Annotated in this window: 14 protein-coding genes; 1 reads left to right on the top strand and 13 read right to left on the bottom strand. The window is 53.2% G+C overall.

The annotated features are described in order from the left end of the window. Positions 1–145: 145 nt before the first annotated feature. The 3 genes from ACT3TF_RS14880 to ACT3TF_RS14870 form a co-directional block, all read right to left on the bottom strand. Positions 146–607, bottom strand: coding sequence for a DUF6586 family protein (locus tag ACT3TF_RS14880; RefSeq protein ID WP_096279598.1), 462 nt, complete (start codon positions 605–607; stop codon positions 146–148). Then, positions 604–3,231: a type I DNA topoisomerase gene (topA, locus tag ACT3TF_RS14875; protein ID WP_096279596.1), complete on the bottom strand. Its 2,628-nt coding sequence runs from the start codon at positions 3,229–3,231 to the stop codon at positions 604–606. Before topA ends, ACT3TF_RS14880 begins: the two co-directional genes overlap by 4 nt. A gap of 291 nt (positions 3,232–3,522) precedes the next feature. Then, positions 3,523–5,949: a DUF3141 domain-containing protein gene (locus ACT3TF_RS14870; RefSeq protein ID WP_096279593.1), complete on the bottom strand. Its 2,427-nt coding sequence runs from the start codon at positions 5,947–5,949 to the stop codon at positions 3,523–3,525. Between the two features lie 405 nt (positions 5,950–6,354). Here ACT3TF_RS14870 and lipA point away from each other — a divergent pair, with 405 nt between their 5' ends. After that, a complete protein-coding gene (gene lipA / locus ACT3TF_RS14865) occupies positions 6,355–7,413 on the top strand; it encodes a lipoyl synthase (protein ID WP_096279591.1) in 1,059 nt (352 codons plus the stop codon). 118 nt (positions 7,414–7,531) lie between these two features. Here the strand turns inward: lipA and lipB are convergent, their stop codons facing one another. From lipB to nadD, 10 genes are all read right to left on the bottom strand, one after another. After that, positions 7,532–8,197, bottom strand: a complete 666-nt coding sequence (gene lipB, locus ACT3TF_RS14860; protein WP_444672442.1) for a lipoyl(octanoyl) transferase LipB — start codon at positions 8,195–8,197, stop codon at positions 7,532–7,534. Positions 8,198–8,199: 2 nt separating this feature from the next. Then, entirely contained in the window at positions 8,200–8,511 is a 312-nt protein-coding gene (locus tag ACT3TF_RS14855; RefSeq protein ID WP_096279587.1) for an HP0495 family protein, read from the bottom strand. Between the two features lie 59 nt (positions 8,512–8,570). Then, complete coding sequence (locus ACT3TF_RS14850) at positions 8,571–9,770, bottom strand: D-alanyl-D-alanine carboxypeptidase family protein (protein WP_096279585.1); 1,200 nt, start codon at positions 9,768–9,770, stop codon at positions 8,571–8,573. An 85-nt stretch (positions 9,771–9,855) separates the two neighbouring features. Then, the gene (locus ACT3TF_RS14845) at positions 9,856–10,878 is read right to left on the bottom strand and encodes a septal ring lytic transglycosylase RlpA family protein (protein WP_444672478.1); all 1,023 of its coding nucleotides are present in this window, start codon (positions 10,876–10,878) and stop codon (positions 9,856–9,858) included. Between the two features lie 32 nt (positions 10,879–10,910). Beyond that, positions 10,911–11,960: a lytic murein transglycosylase B gene (gene mltB / locus ACT3TF_RS14840; protein ID WP_096279583.1), complete on the bottom strand. Its 1,050-nt coding sequence runs from the start codon at positions 11,958–11,960 to the stop codon at positions 10,911–10,913. An 87-nt stretch (positions 11,961–12,047) separates the two neighbouring features. After that, complete coding sequence (gene rodA, locus ACT3TF_RS14835; RefSeq protein WP_096279581.1) at positions 12,048–13,208, bottom strand: rod shape-determining protein RodA; 1,161 nt, start codon at positions 13,206–13,208, stop codon at positions 12,048–12,050. Positions 13,209–13,211: 3 nt separating this feature from the next. Beyond that, positions 13,212–15,119, bottom strand: coding sequence for a penicillin-binding protein 2 (mrdA, locus tag ACT3TF_RS14830; protein WP_096279579.1), 1,908 nt, complete (start codon positions 15,117–15,119; stop codon positions 13,212–13,214). A gap of 71 nt (positions 15,120–15,190) precedes the next feature. Further along, positions 15,191–15,658, bottom strand: a complete 468-nt coding sequence (gene rlmH, locus ACT3TF_RS14825; RefSeq protein WP_096279577.1) for a 23S rRNA (pseudouridine(1915)-N(3))-methyltransferase RlmH — start codon at positions 15,656–15,658, stop codon at positions 15,191–15,193. After that, complete coding sequence (gene rsfS / locus ACT3TF_RS14820) at positions 15,655–16,041, bottom strand: ribosome silencing factor (protein WP_096279575.1); 387 nt, start codon at positions 16,039–16,041, stop codon at positions 15,655–15,657. The genes rlmH and rsfS overlap by 4 nt, the downstream gene beginning before the upstream one ends. A gap of 85 nt (positions 16,042–16,126) precedes the next feature. Continuing rightward, positions 16,127–16,780: a nicotinate-nucleotide adenylyltransferase gene (gene nadD, locus ACT3TF_RS14815; RefSeq protein WP_096279573.1), complete on the bottom strand. Its 654-nt coding sequence runs from the start codon at positions 16,778–16,780 to the stop codon at positions 16,127–16,129. Positions 16,781–16,789: the final 9 nt, after the last annotated feature.

Below are 16,789 nucleotides of genomic sequence, written 5' to 3'. Positions count from 1 at the left end.
CAAGGCTCATCTGGTGGCTGTTATACATTATTCCCACATTCGCCGTTAGTATTTTCGTCATACGCGCAATACAGCTAACGCGCAGTGAATAACCGCGCTCACCAAGGCATTACTGCAATGAGCGCTTTTCGTTATTTTAGTAGACCTACCATTCCAAGCTAGTTTCCCGCAGAGCGCCTATTTCTCGCTTTGCTGCCTGGAGATTATCCAATAGCTGCTTGCGTAAATTCACTGGGCTACCCACTGCAATCATCGCGGGATTGTGCGCCGTACGCCGTGCGGCCCCATCGTCACTGTGCAAGCGCTCAAGCTGGGCCACGAGCCAGTGTAACCAGCTCTCAGGATGGGCTCTTAAATCGCGCAGGCGTTGCAGCTCTGCTAAATTCACACCATCTTCTGCTAGCAGAATACGCCAAGCATGTTCTGACAACCGTGCATGCTCAGTGACTTCACGCAACAGCGACTCTAAAGCCAGCTCAAAGAGCGCCAACGCGCCCTCCTCCTGGGCCATCTGTCTCGCCGTGGCATGTTCGTCATCCCCGGCTGATAACGTGGCTAGCAGCTCAGCCTGATAGAGCAATTGATTGGTTCGGGACTGCGCACTCACTTACGCTTATCCTCCACGTGCCATTTGCCGGCATCAAACGTGGCTTTCCAGCCAGTGGCCTTACCTTCCTCATCGGTCATCACAAACTGCTCTTTACTCTTGCGAGAGTATCGAATCTGAGCCGGGCGTCCATCAGGATCTTCACTAGGCGCCTTGAGAATAAAGTGATATTTCTCTGGCAGCTCATCAGCATGCGCTTTCAATTCTTTGACTAACGGCGGCCGCGTTTCACGATTTTTAGGAAACTTGCTGGCTGCTAAAAATAGACCGCTTGCCCCATCGCGCAGCACGTAATGGTCGTCAACCTTCTGACAGGCCAGCTCCGGCATCGGAATCGGATCCATTTTGGGCGGCGCCACTTCGCCACTTTTCAATAGCTTGCGCGTATTTTTGCAGTCACCATTGGTACAGCCAAAATACTTACCAAACCGGCCTGATTTAAGCTGCATCTCAGAGCCGCATTTATCGCACTCAATCACCGGGCCATCGTAGCCTTTAATCTTGAATTTACCACTCTCGACTTCGTAGCCATCGCAGTCTGGGCTATTGCCACAGATATGCAGCTTGCGCGTCTCATCGATTAAATAGCTGTCCATGGCCGTGCCACACTTGTGACAGCGATTCTTCGCCCGCAGCGCGTTGGTTTCAGCGTCTTCTCCCGCGTCTTCGGCAACGGCCTCCTCACCCGGAATAAGGTCGATAGTCGTTTTGCAGCGCTCTTTTGGCGGCAGATTATAGCCGCTACAGCCCAAGAAAACGCCCGTAGAAGCCGTTCGAATCTGCATATGACGACCGCAGCTAGGGCAATCTATGTCTGTCGGCACCGGCTGATTGGGCCGCATACCATCATCGCTCTCTGCTTTAGCAAGCTCTTCACGGAACTCACCGTAGAAGTCGTCTAGCAAACCCTGCCAGTTGCGCTCACCTTCGGCAACTTCATCCAAGCTATCTTCCATACGAGCGGTGAACGAGAAATCCATCAAATCCGGGAACGATTCTTTTAGCCGTTCGGTGACAATATCACCAAGTTTTTCAGCATAAAAACGCCGGTTTTCTAATTTCACATAGCCGCGATCTTGAATCGTCGAAATAATAGAGGCGTAGGTTGAAGGTCGACCAATGCCCTGTTTTTCAAGCTCTTTAACCAGGCTTGCTTCGGTATAGCGTGGTGCAGGCTTAGTAAAGTGCTGCAGCGGATCAAGCGCTTCCAGCGCCATGGGCGTCCCCTGCGGCAAGTCAGGCAGGGTCTGGTCCTCATTTTTACCGCCGGGCTTCATTACCCGCGTATAGCCATCAAATTTGAGCACGCGGCCTTTGGCACGCAGCTCATAGCCATCGACCTCAACGCTCAGCGTGCTTGAAAGATACTGCGCGGGGGTCATTTGACAAGCCACAAACTGGCGCCAAATCAATTCATAAAGACGCTCTGCGTCACGCTCCATGCCCGCTAAATCGGTTGCTTTGCGCTCAACGCTTGAAGGGCGAATAGCTTCGTGAGCTTCTTGGGCGCTTTCTTTACTGCTATAACGATTAGGCGCTTCCGGCAGGTAGCGCTCACCAAACTCTTCACTAATGTACTCACGCACGCTTTCCACGGCGTCTTTCGACAAATTGGTGGAATCAGTACGCATGTAGGTAATGTAGCCAGCTTCGTAGAGACGCTGAGCCATGGTCATGGTTTTCTTAACCGAAAAGCCTAACCGCCCACTCGCCGCTTGCTGCAGCGTAGAGGTAATAAAGGGAGCCGTGGGCTTTGAACTGGTGGGCTTATCTTCACGCGAGGTAATCGCTAGTTTGGCTTTCCTAAGCTGCTCAATACGCGCCAGCGTATCTTTTTCAGAGGTAGGCCTAAACGCTTTGCCGTCTTGGCGCACCAATGCGAAGCGCACTAGCTCGCCCTCTGGTGAGGCTAAGTCAGCGTGAACATCCCAAAACTCTTCAGGAATAAACGCACGGATTTCGCGCTCACGCTCAACAATTAAGCGCACGGCTACCGACTGCACTCGACCAGCTGACAGCCCCCGTGCCACTTTCGCCCATAGCAGCGGCGAGAGCATAAAGCCCACCACTCGGTCGAGGAAGCGTCGCGCTTGCTGTGCCTCTACACGGGGTATGTTAAGCACGCCAGGTGCTTTGAACGCGTCCTGGATCGCGTTTTTGGTGATCTCGTTAAACACCACGCGCTTGTAGCGGTCGTTATCGCCCCCGATGGTCTCGCGCAGGTGCCATGCAATGGCTTCCCCCTCGCGATCCAAATCCGTTGCGAGATAGACAGCATCAGCTTTCTCAGCCAGCTTTTTCAGCTCGGCAACGACTTTTTCTTTTCCGGGCAGCACTTCGTAGTGAGCTTCCCAACCGTTATTAGGATCGATGCCCATACGCCGAATTAGCTGATCTTGGCTTTTGCGCTTTTTATGCTCAACTTTCTCTTCCGCCGACATTTTGCGTGTCGCTGCGGCCTGGCGAGCGCGCTCCTTAGGGTCGGAGGCTGCCTTACCTGAGCCGCTGGTCGGCAGGTCACGGATGTGACCCACGCTCGACTTCACGATGAAATCGTTGCCGAGATATTTGTTAATCGTCTTCGCTTTAGCTGGCGACTCGACGATGACCAGTGACTTGCCCATAGTGCTCCACTTTCCTAATGCACGGGCTGACTCTAGCGCGTGCTCTGAATTCGGTGCCGTATCGCCGGGAAACAGGCCATTAAAAAGATACGGATGAAAAAATGCGCCTACCCTACCCCAGCCCTTGGCTAAGCGCCAGTAGCAACTAAGTAGTGGTGTGAATCCTTAAATTTCAGATAAAGAGTAGCTAGACACTAGACTGCCCTCGGCTTTACGGCAACCCAAAAAGTGCTGAAACAAACAACGCGCCCCCACCAAATAGGCGAGGGCGCGTTGAGCTAAGCGACTGATTTAGCGTTTGGGCGGTGTCTTTTTACCCGCGCCATTCGCAGGCTTCGCAACTGATTTACTGGCTGCCTTTTTCTCGGCACTAGCTAATGGCTTAACCGATTGCAATTTAGCGGGTGCACGCTCAGCGGCACTTGGCTTTGGCGTGGTGGGCTCAGCCACAGCGGCTGGTTTAGCGGCAGACTTGGGCTTAGCAACCGTTTTAGCGGGCGCTTTTGCCGGGGCGGCGGCGGGCTTGGCTGGCCTTGCTTTATCAAATAGCATTTTAATCTGTGCGAAGCGCTCTGCTGCACGTTCTGAAAGCTCACCGCTGGCGGCGAAAACATGCTCAAGCTGCTTCACATGGCCGCTAATATCGGCATTACTCAGCCCGTTGAGCAGTCCAGGCAACACATTTAACGCTTGCTCACGATCAAGCTTCAATATGAAGAACTGCTCGCGTACCAAACGCTTAAACTCACTGAGCTTAATGCCGGGCTCAAGCTCAGATCGCGAGGCGCGCAGACGCTTGAAATTACGTTCATCTGTCGCGGGTGCGCCGCCGAGTACATAAATAAGCGAGCGCATGACTGCTTCATGAGCGCCACCTTGCGCTATTTTTTCACGAATCTCTTCCTGGCGCTGCTTAACAAAGCGTCGGTGCTCAGGCTCTGCACCAGGGCGGCGACGGTGTACGTGGGCATCGCCATGAAGACCCACAGCTGCCTGCAAAAATGGCTGACCGTAGATATTCATGAACATTTTTTCGGTATTGGCGTCACGTAAATCGCGCATGCTGTTTAAGCTAGTCACAATCTGATCTGAGCCCATGGTCTCAAGTGCTTTAAACAAATTGTCTTGAGAGACAGAGTGACGATTCTTGCGCACCACCTCCGCCATTACCGGCAACGGCACTGACAATGGGTTACGGTCAGAAAATAGCTTATAGCCCAAACGAATGGGGTGCATGCGGCGTATCCAGCGCGCGGCTTCCGGCGTAATGCTCGCTTTTAGCCAAGGCTGAAGGAAAAGGCGGTACATGCCCAGATTAATTTCGGATACACGCGCAACCGTTGCAAAACGTCGGTCATCCTCCGGCTTATGCATCACGTCCCGATCAAGCTCTGCAAAATTACGGGGTGTAAACTCCAGCAAATAATCGCGCTCGATTAACGCCGGGTCGTGATGATCATCGGTATGCGTCACCGTGGTTTCATACAGCCCCGGTGGCATCACATCAATATAATCCATATTGGCGGTGAACTCGGTATGCTCTTTACGCGAGACACTGCTCGATACAAAAATTCCTAAATGGCCCGTAGTGTCGTGCTGGCAATAGACGATGGTCTGCTCATTGGCGATAAGATCATCTTCGTCTTCATAAAGATCACGAATCCAGCCCAGGGCTTGAGGCGGTGGCGTTATATCATCGCCTTTTGAACAGAAAACAACGACCGGTGAGCGAACATTACGCAGATCAATGCGACGACCGTCGTGAGTCACTAACTGTGCGGTCGAAAGCCGATTTCCGACAAACAAGTTATCGACGATGTATTGAATTTCTTCACCGCCCAACACAACGTGACCACCCCACCAGCGTTCAAAATCAAGGTAGCGACCCGCCTCGGTATCAATGTTGTCGTAAAGGTGATATTGCTTTTTCCAGTGGGTGTTTGCTGGATTGAGGCGCTCAAAATTCTGTACCAGCCAGGCACCGTCAAACATCCCGTCGCCGATATCGCTCGTTAACGCGGTAATCCAACTGCCGCCCGACATTCCACCGGTATAACGCATGGGTGCCTTACCGTGCTCGCCAGCCCAGTAAGAAAGCGGCGCGCCGGCAATCAATATAGGCCCAAACACATCAGGCTCTAAGGCAGCCCCCATCATAAGCTGCCAACCCGCCTGGCAGTTGCCTACGACCATGGGTCTTTCGGTGGTTTCCGGATGCAGTTCTATAACATGACGCAAGAAAGCGATTTCTGCCTCGACTACATCCTCAACGGTTTGACCGGGCTCAGGGAACGGCAGAAAACCAATAAAATAGCAGGGGTGGCCAGCTTTCAGCGCGACGCCTAGCTCGCTGTCAGGTTTAAAACCACCGATGCCTGGCCCATGCCCTGCGCGCGGGTCTACAACGACAAAGGGGCGCTTTTGTAGATCAACTTCGGTACCTTCGTGAGGTAGTACACGCAGTAGTTCATAGTTAGTGGGCCGTGGCAGCGTGCGCCCATCCATTAATACTTCAGTATCGAAGCCCAGCACACTGGGCTTAGTTTGCTCCATATGCTCAAGGTATTGATTGCCGCGTTCGCGCATTACATCTAAATACAAAACGCTGCGCTCAACGCTATCGCGCCAGTAATCAAAGGCCGCACGCCCAAATCCGAACGGATCAAATAAAGGCGTAAGCGTGGAACTAGAAAGCAAAGGATTTGCCAAAAAATTCATAGGTTCCCCCATTGGGTAGATGCACAAGCATCAGACCCGAAAGCAATGATGCTGCAACGCAACATAGTTTAGGACACTACCTGTATGACGTCGATCTTTAGCCCAAAATAAATGCCGGCACTATTTTTAAGGCTATTTTCAAGCCTCTTTTTTCAGGACTATCCTGTGCAGCATTCCGGTTATTTCAACTGGGCATCTGCCCCTTAGCACGCCAGCCCGCAGGCCGATTGGGGTTGAGCTGGCAGTAGTCCCTATCGGTGTCCTGTTGACGGCGAGATATGTTACATTAGCGCCCATTAGGTTAAAGAATTATCCAGCGAGTTACGCATCAACTGGCAGGCTGGGTGAGAGGTGAGCGCCCCCTCCGTCACCATGCCTACCGCACAATAGAGAGGCTCTGTCCCTATGAGCAAGATTCCCTCGCAGCGCGTGTCTAGCGGTGAAAAATTCCGCAATGAACATGGCATGTCGGTAATCAAGGATGGCATGAAGCAGCGCAAAGAGCAGGCAGAAGCCCCTACTCTTGAGCGCAAGCCAAAGTGGTTACGAGCTCAGATCCCGGGTGGCGAACGCTTTGAAGCGGTGAAGAAAAATGTCGCCACGCATCGACTTAGCACCGTATGTGCAGAATCACACTGCCCTAATATGGGCGAGTGCTGGAGCAACGGCACGGCCACTATCATGCTGATGGGGTCCGTCTGCACACGCGCATGCCGCTTCTGCGCAGTAGACACCGGCAACCCACAAGGATGGCTGGATCTTGAAGAGCCTGAAAACACGGCTAAGTCAGTCGAGCTGATGGGGCTGCGCTATATTGTACTGACCTCGGTAGATCGTGATGATCTAGACGATGGTGGTGCAACGCATTACGCCAACTGCGTAAGCGCTATTAAAGCGCGCACGCCGGACGTTGTCGTTGAGGCGTTAACACCCGACTTTGATGGTGAACTCACGGCAATTGAGCGCGTCGTTGATTCCGGGCTACAGGTATTTGCCCAAAACGTTGAAACCGTTGAGCGATTAACGGGGCGCGTACGTGACCGGCGTGCAGGCTATCGTAAAACTCTTGATGTGCTTGCTCATGCCAAGCGCTACCGTCCTGACATCATCACCAAAACCAGCATAATGCTGGGATTAGGTGAAACCGACGAAGAGATCTTACAAACGTTTGACGACCTGCGTGAAATAGGTGTCGACATTGTGACGCTTGGGCAATATCTGCGCCCAACCAAAAACCACTTGCCGGTAGAGCGCTGGGTAACACCAGAAGAATTTGATCGCTACCGTGAGATTGGTCTTGAAAAGGGCTTTATGGAAGTTCCATCAGGTCCGCTCGTGCGCTCAAGCTATCGCGCTGACCGCGTTTTTGAAAAGAATAACCTAGGCCTTGCCTCACCTGCAGCCATTCCCGGCCAGCATCAAGAACCCGATCCCAATCGTATTCCTACGTTCAATGTAGGCTAGGCATAAAAAAGCCGCTGTACTGAAAGCTAACCTCTAGGCTCCCGGTACAGCGGCAATTTATAGCATTGAGAAATCATGTATCTAGAACATAACGGTTCTAGACAAAAGCCTTAAAAAATTAGTGTGCTGGCAACGGCTCAACGAGCAATAAACGGCGCTTTAACTGAGCCGCTAACGCTTGCGCCAACTGATCGCCTACGCAGTGCTCATCAGGTAATGTCACAAAATCTGACAATTTCGCCATCGGCATGCCGGCATAACCACACGGATTAATGCGCTGAAAAGGCGATAAATCGCCATCCACGTTTAACGCCACCCCATGAAAACTGGCACCCCGTCTAATACGCAGCCCTAGCGAGGCGATTTTTTGCTCACCTGCCCCGCCAGCAACATAAACGCCAGGCGCGTCAGGTTTGGCATATGCGTTCAGGCCATAGCTGCTCAATACCTCAATCACCGCGCGCTCCAACGCGGTCACCAAATCACGCACACCGATCTTACCCCTGCGCACATCTAAAAGCGGATAAAGCACCACTTGGCCAGGGCCATGGTAGGTGACCTGACCGCCGCGATCAGTCTGCACAACAGGGATATCGCCGGGCATTAGCAAATGCTCCGGCTTACCTGCCTGACCCTGAGTAAATACAGGGTCGTGCTCAACTAGCCAGAATTGATCAGGCGTATGCTCATCTCGTGTATCGGTCAGCGAGCGCATCGCCTCCCATATCGGAAGATACGGCTGGCGACCTAAACGATGTAGCTCAATCGGCGCCGAATCTTGCACGATTACACCACCATATGGACACGACCGGTAGCCTTTAGAGCATCAAACAATTGTTTTATTTGCTGCTCACCCGTTGCTCTAATCACCACACGCACTGACTGGAAACGCCCGTTTCGACTGTCAACCACCTGCATCGTGGTCGCATCGAAATCAGCAGCGTATTGCACAATGACTTGGCATACGCTGGCCGGAAAATCGTCCGCGGCGTCTCCTACGATTTTTAATGAATAATCACAGGGAAAGGTGATTTTAGGCGGCTCCAGCACTGCCGGCTGGCGCAAATCGCGGACTCCCTGAGGGACACCTTTTTTCATAGCAAACCTTTCATCGTCAATATACGTTTGGACTAATCAGCGAACATACCAACGTCAAACTAGTCGGTAAAGTTACTGATCAGACCGCTAAAGAAGCGCTGAACCTGATCAAACAGACGCTTGAACAGCCCACCCTCTTCAACATTTTCCAAAGCGACTAAACGACGCTCGCCCACGATTTCATCACCCAGGTGCACTTCTAGCGTACCCACCTCGTCGCCAATGGCAATCGGCGCTTTCAGGTCTGGATCAAGATTCAGGCGAGCGCGAAGTTCTTCATTACGATTGCGCGGCAGAGTCATGAAGACTTCTTCATCAACGCCGACTCGCAGTTCGTTAATATCACCACCCCAAACGCGCGGCGTAGCGAGAACAGCGCCACGCTCGTAAAGCTTCATCGTTTCAAAGAAGCGGAAGCCGTAGCTAAGCAGCTTTTGCGTTTCCTGAGCACGCGCTTCGTCAGAATTGGTGCCCATGACAACAGAAATCAAACGCATGTCGTCACGCTTTGCCGAAGATACCAAACAGAAACCCGCTTCGGTTGTCCAGCCAGTCTTAAGCCCATCTACCGAGGTGTCACGCCACAGCAAGCGATTGCGGTTGGGCTGATCAATGCCGCCAAAGGCGAAGGAGCGATGCGAGTAGATTTCATAATGGTCAGGATAATCATTGATGATATGGCGTGACAAGCGCGCCAGATCATGGGCGGTTGAGTAATGATTTTCAGCAGGCAAACCAGTAGCGTTCTGGAAGTTAGTGTCGTTCATGCCCAAACGCGTGGCGTGCTGATTCATCAGGTCTGCAAAAGGCGCTTCGCCACCGGCCAAATGCTCGGCCATGGCCACACTCGCATCGTTGCCTGAAACGATAATGATACCGTGGAGCAGGTTATCGACAGAAACTTGGTCGCCTACTTCAATAAACATTTTCGAGCCGCCGGTGCGCCAAGCGTTCTCGCTGACATTAACCATGTCGGTCAGATTGATGGTGCCTCGATTAAGCTCGCGCTCAACCAAGTAAGCGGTCATCAGCTTGGTCAGGCTGGCCGGGGGAAGGCGTTCATCCGAGTTATGCTCGGCCAATATGCGACCACTATTGGCATCCATGAGTATCCACGAACTTGCCGCTAACTGTGGTGCCGCCGGAATAATTGTTTGTGGCTGAGGAATTACCTGGGCAGCGGCAGGCAAAGTAACAGTTGCCATGGCAGCAAAAAGGCACAGCCGTGCAGAGCGGCCAATGGATGTAAACACGTTCATAACGTCAGTCTCACTTACTTGAAAGCTTACTTGGAAAAAAACAGCGGCGCGTCAGTCGCGCCGCCAGAAATAGATAGGCAGTGAATTATCGCACAACAAACACTTGAGGGAAGCCCGCTTGACGTAACGCTTCACGTGCTTGAGATTCTTGCGCCGGTGCAATAGGGCCCACCTGCACTCGATACATATCCGCGTCGTTCATTATACGCACTGAGTGCGGTTGTTCACCTTCCAACCGTTGCTGTAACTGCTGTGCACCTTCGGGACTACCCAAAGCGGCAATCTGTAGATACATAGCCCCACTGCTATCACCGGCTGTCGTAGGTGCCGATGGCTCTTGAACAACAGGCGCTTGAGCAACCGCTGTTTGAACAGGAGCAGCGGGCACGGGTGCAGCGGGCTGCTGCGTGGCAACGCTAGGCGACGGACGAGTCGCGGGCACCTGACTCACGACACGTTCCGGGGTTGCCCCACCACGTTCAGCGACCCAACGTTCGGAATCAATAGCCTCCACTTTCACAGGCCCCGTACCGTTATCGAGAAAGCCTAGCCGAGCCGCTGCCGCGTAGGACAAATCGATTTCACGATCACTGTGGAACGGGCCGCGATCGTTAACCCTGACAATAATCGACTGGCCGCTATCGAGACTTGTTACGCGCGCATAGGTAGGCAATGGCAGTGAACGGTGAGCTGCCGACATTTTATACATGTCGTAAATTTCCCCGTTTGAGGTGGCATAGCCATGAAATTTTTCACCATACCACGACGCCGTACCGCGTCTTTCGTAGCCTGTCGCATCAGGCAATACGTGGTACGTTTTGCCCCACACTTCATAGGTCGAACGGTTACCACCTGCTGAGGGTTGCTCAATACGCGGCTCTGCATCCGGCACTTTGGCAACATCCGGCGGCTCAATCGGGTAAGCATCGCCCGTTAACGCGTAGCGCCCTCCAGCCGTATTGGCAGCCGTTGGCGCTGGGGCCGTAGCGGCAGCTTGATTGGCTGAGCTGGGCGTATCAGTACGCTGAACGTTGTTGCTCGCACAGCCGCCAACCAATGCCATTATGGCGAGTACACCGCCCGCTCTCAGAGGCACTGTAAGCTGCATTTTCGCTAATCGTAACGCTGATAAATGAGCATTCATTCCTCGTCCTCATATCGCTCAGCAATCGCTTCTGATAGCTCAGCCACGGCCATTGCATACAGGTGACTATGGTTGTAGCGGGTAATAGCATAAAAATTATACTCACCAAACCGATAGTGCGTTTCACCATCAGCAAACTCAAGTGCCAGCGGTATCACCGGCAAATCGCTGTCTAACGGCTCGTTAGGCTCAATGCCGTGCGCGGAGAGCTCAGCAACACTCACCGTAGGCGCTGAGGTTTGATTGAACGAAAGTTCATCCAATAGCTCGACGGGCAATACGTCGGGGCCACTGGCCAGGTGATAGATAGGCGCGTCCTGCTTCCAACCATGTACGGCGAAGTAATTAGCAACACTGCCTATAGCATCGACTGGATTCTCCCACAGGTCACGAATTCCATCGCCATCAAAATCGACGGCGTAGGCTTGATAACTCGTAGGAATAAACTGCGGGTAACCCATAGCCCCAGCGTAAGAGCCCTGTAACTCAGCGGGATCAACATGCTGCTCATACGCTATGCGTAAGAAAGCGGCCAGTTCACCACGAAAAAACGCACCTCTTGTGGGGTGATAAAACGCCAGCGTCGCAAGCGAATCTAGCACACGGTGCTGCCCCTTATGACGCCCGTAATACGTTTCAACACCGATAATGGCGGTGATAACTTCTGCGGGAACTCCGTAGGTGCTTTCGGCACGTGCTAAAGCATCAGCATGAGCGTTAATAAATTCAGCGCCTTCTTGAATACGCTGCTCGGTCATAAAAATATTGCGATACTCGTACCAACGCAGGCGACGCTCCGCCGCTCCTTCCATAGCATCTAGCACGCTTTGCGTGTAACTCGCCTGCCCCAGCGCTTCTTCCACCCACGCTTTTGGCAGGCCCTCTGCGACGAGTTCATCTACCAGCGCTTGACTATCCGTATTGTACTGCGGAGCAACCTGCTGTTGAGACGCCTGCGAAGGCTCGTCGGCTAGCGCCGCTGGCGTTACCCAGCACATCAGCGCTGCTAAAAAATAGCTGCTCGTCCTGCCGTGAATCCCGTTCATTTTTCTACTCCTGAACATTTCATTCCTGAGGCCTCCATTCCCGAGCAACGCGCGCGAACAGCACAAGTGGAGCCTTGCACATTATCTCTAACGCGACAGCAGCCGACGGTGGGCATGTATAGACATGAGAATACCGAAACCCGCTAACAAGGTCACGCTTGAGGTGCCACCATAACTCACAAGCGGTAGCGGCACGCCTACAACAGGCAGAATTCCGCTCACCATGCCCATGTTGACAAACACATAGATAAAAAACGTCAATATAATGCTGCCTGCGACCAAGCGACCAAAGGTATCCTGAGCAGAGCTTGCCATCCATAAACCGCGACTCACGATCAGCAGATACAAACACAGCAGCACCAGCATCCCCACCAACCCGAACTCTTCTCCTAATACGGCAATAATGAAATCCGTATGCCGCTCGGGTAAAAACTCTAGCTGCGACTGAGTGCCTTGAAGCCAGCCTTTACCCCATATTCCACCACTGCCAATGGCCGTGGTCGATTGAATAATATTCCAACCCGAACCCAACGGGTCGCTTTCAGGGTTTAAAAACGTTAGTACCCGTTGACGTTGATAATTATGCATATTCATCCACAGTACCGGAACGCCCGCGGCGCCCAGTACGGCAATAAATCCTATCAAGCGCCACGACAAGCCTGCTAGCAGCACCACAATTAACGCCGCGCTGGCGACTAAAAGCGAGGTTCCCAGGTCTGGCTGAATCGCCGTTAACACTACCGGCACCCCAATAATCACACCACATACGATGATATCGCGCAGGCGCGGCGGTAGTTCACAGCGGCTAAGGTAGGCCGCCACCATTATGGGAGCCGCTAATTTCATCATCTCGGAGGGCTGAAAACGAATCACGCCGGGAATTTCCAACCACCGCTTGGCACCCATCCCCACATCGCCAACTAAATCAACCGCCAATAGCATTGCTACACCGATCCCGTAGCCAAGTGGCGCCCAGCGTAGAAAAGTCGACGGAGAGAACTGCGCAATAATCACCATCACCGTCAGCGCTAGGCAAAAACGCACGCCTTGAGCAATGACAGAGTCAAGAGACTGACCAGAGGCGCTATAAAGAACCACTAAACCACCGCCCATCAAGACGAGCAGTAGCCCCAGTAACCAAGGGTCAAGATGGATTCGCTCCCAAATACTTTTACGCCGTGAAATACCGCTATCCGGCGGACGGACGGGATGGCCACGCATTGATCGAGCTATAAAATGCCACGGCATGGCTTAGTTTCCCTCCACATTGGCATTATCATCCGCTAGCGCTTCGCGCACTTCTTCCACGTCAGGCGCTTCATCCTCTAGAAGCCAAGCATCGGTCATGGCCCGCGCCAGGTGGGCAGCGTGCGTACTACCGCCACCGGCATTCTCAACAATAACGGAAACAGCGATTTGAGGGTCGTCTAACGGTGCAAACGCCACAAACAACGCGTGGTCACGCAGCCGCTCTGCTAGCTCATCCGCGTTATAGCGCTGGTCTTGACCTAGCGAAAACACTTGCGCAGTGCCTGACTTACCGCCCATACGATACTCAAGTCCAGCGCCGGTGCGGCGAGCGGTTCCTTCGCTACCGCTTAACACCTTTTCCATACCGCTGAAAACGCGATCCCACCAGCCATCGTTGGCCAACGTTATATCGTCCAAGGTGTCTGGGAGGTCTCGGGGAACAGGTGTATCGCCAATTTGGCGCGCTAGCCGTGGCCTAACCCAGTGGCCGCGGTTGGCCAGCGTCGCAGTGGCGCTAGCAAGCTGCAAAGGCGTCACCTGCCAATAACCCTGCCCGATGCCTACTGACAGGGTTTCACCCGGGTACCAGGGCTGGTTAAAGCGCCCACGCTTCCAATCCCGAGAAGGCATTAGAGCGCCACTTTCGCCCTGAACGTCGTACGCCACGCGCCGACCGAAACCAAAGTCACTCATGCGATCATGCAGGCTATCAATACCCAAGTCATGGGCCAAGGTATAGAAGTAAGTGTTATTAGATACCGCTAACGCTCGCTCTAAATCTACCCGCCCGTGCCCCCAACGCAGCCAGTTGCGGTAGCGGCGCGTATCGTTAGGCAATTGATAGTAGCCAGGGTCATTAATCGTGCTGTCGGGTGTAATCACGCCCTCGGAAAGCCCCGCCAGCGCTAAAAAAGGTTTAATTGTAGAGCCAGGTGGATAGTGGCCACGAATGGCGCGGTTAAACAAAGGCAGATCAAGATTTTCCTGCAGAGCGCGATAAGAAGCCACATCGATACCGGTGACAAACTGGTTACTATCAAACCCTGGTGTGGACACCATCGCCAGAATTTCGCCCGTTGCAGGCGCGATAGCGACGATGGAGCCGCGACGGCCATCAAGCAGCTCATACGCGAGCATTTGAAGCGATTTATCCAACGTTAAAGTCAGGTTTTCGCCTGGCACAGGGTCGGTTCGCCCCAGCTCTCTTAGTACTCGACCGCGGGCATTGGTTTCTACCTTGCGCAAGCCCGCCTGGCCGTGAAGCTCTTCTTCATAAAAGCGCTCGATGCCCGTTTTGCCAATAAAATGCGTGCCCGCATAGCGGCCCGCATCCAGGGTCTCCATTTCTTGGGCGTTTATACGTCCCACATAGCCCAATGCGTGGGCCATGACTTCAGCGTCGGGATAAAAGCGCAGCGGCTGGGCCTCCACTTCTACACCCGGTAGTCGATGGCGATTAACCGCTAAACGCGCAATTTGCTCTTCACTAAGATCGCTGGTCAATAGCGCGGGCTGATAAGGTCGTTGACGCTGACGCGAGCGAACATTGAATGCCTCAATCTCTTCTTCAGGCAACTCGAGCAGGTCGACTAAAAGCGCCAGCGTTTCATCTAAATTATCGACCCGCTCACGCACCAACGTTAAGTTATAGGTCGGACGATTTTCTGCCAGCAGAACGCCATTACGGTCATAAATCAAACCTCGGTTGGGCGGCAGTGGCTCCACGCGTACACGGTTATTTTCAGAGCGTGTGCTGTACAAATCATGTTGAACGATTTGTAAGTAGACCAATCGGCTCGTTAATAGGCAGGCAAGTAACAACACGGCTAAGATAGCGATCAGCGCCCTGACTCGAAAAATACGCAGCTCTTGCTCGGAGTTTTTAAGCGTGTTGGGGCGCTTGAGCATGGCAAAAATGACTCTCAAATCGAATAATGAGCGCCGCAAGTCGAGAACAGTGGTTGCCCACCATTCAATCTTTAGCGGTGATAGGGATGGCCCACTAGCAGTGTCCAAGCACGATATAGCTGCTCAGCCAGCATAATACGAACCAGAGGATGAGGTAGCGTTAAAGGGGAAAGCGACCAGGCTTTTTCCGCCATCGCCGAAAGCGAAGGCTCAAGCCCATCGGGCCCACCGACCAGCAGAACAATATCGCGCCCGGTCATACGCCAATCATCGGCTTCCTGGGCTAATTGCTCGGTGGTCCACGGCTTACCTTTCACTTCCAATGCAACAACGTACTCATCACCACGCAGCTTATCGCGAATCCGCTGTGCTTCTTGAGCACGCGCTTTTGCAATGTCGGCATTTTTGCCACGTTGCCCAAGCGCAATTTCTTCAATCTCGAGATTAAAATCTCGCGGCAGCCGTTTGCGGTAGGTCTCCACGCCCTCTTCTACCCAGGCAGGCATTTTGTTACCCACGGCTAACAGCCGAATTTTCATGACATACTGGCCCGCTCGCGGAAGCGTTCAAGCGATTCGTCAATAGCGTTAGAGTCGCTCGGCAAATCAGCCCAAAGACGCTCTAAATCATACAAAAGCCGCGCTTCAGGCATCATGACGTGCACTACAATGTCGCCTAGGTCGACAAGCACCCAGTCAGCATTATCGCCACCTTCAACACCCAGAGGACGCAGCCCGGCCGCTTTGGCTTTTTCAACCACGTTTTGGGCAATCGCGGCTACGTGCCGAGTAGATGTACCACTGGCAATCAGCATGAGGTCAGTGACCTCGGTTAATTTGGAAACATCCAAGTGCGTAATGTCACGTGCTTTTAGCTCTTCTAGCGCGTCAACCGCTAGGCTTTTCAATGTATCGATGTGCATGACTCCTAAAGACAACCTCGTTCGATAACCGGTCAATAAAGCCGGCCATTGTAACGGCTTCTTTGCTGACTGCCAGCGCTATATCTCACTGCTGATAAAGTCCGTGGTGCTTAATGGCCTGCTCAACGGGCTCTGGCATCAAATAACGCACGCTTTTGCCTTGATATAAACACTCGCGAATGCCCGTGGCGGAAATTGCCAACAATGAAGGCAGTTCAAGGAATAAATATCCCCCGCGAGGGCTCTGCATCAATTGTTCTACGCTATCGACTCCACGTTGCCCCACCAGTTCCGTTAATGATTCAGGCAACGCGTCACTGTAGCCAGGCCGCGCAATGACCACCAAGTGGGCCAGTGCAAATATGCGCTCAGGCTGATGCCACTGCGCAAGCCGCAGGAAGGCATCATAGCCAATGGCCATTACTAAGCGGGCATGCTCGCCATAATGGGCTCGCAGCTCGGCCAGCGTATCGACACTGTAGGAAGGCCCGCCGCGCTGCAGCTCACGGTCATCCGCGACAAGTCCTGGGGTGTCACCGATACCCACCTGTAACAGTGACAAGCGCTGCTGGGCAGATACCTGCGGGCGTCCGCGCAGCGGTGGCTGCTGCGCTGGAATCATATGCAACTGATCAAGCGCCAGCGCCTCGTGTAGCTCCACGGCACTACGCAAATGGCCCAGATGAACGGGGTCAAATGTGCCGCCAAGCATACCAACACGAGGTTCATGGCTGCTCATTTCACCCCC

It is taken from the genome of Halomonas sp. AOP25-F1-15 (assembly GCF_052378675.1).
Classification (GTDB): domain Bacteria; phylum Pseudomonadota; class Gammaproteobacteria; order Pseudomonadales; family Halomonadaceae; genus Vreelandella; species Vreelandella casei.
The sequence above is the reverse complement of the archived record's forward strand: the minus strand, read 5'-3'. Positions and strand labels throughout refer to the sequence as shown.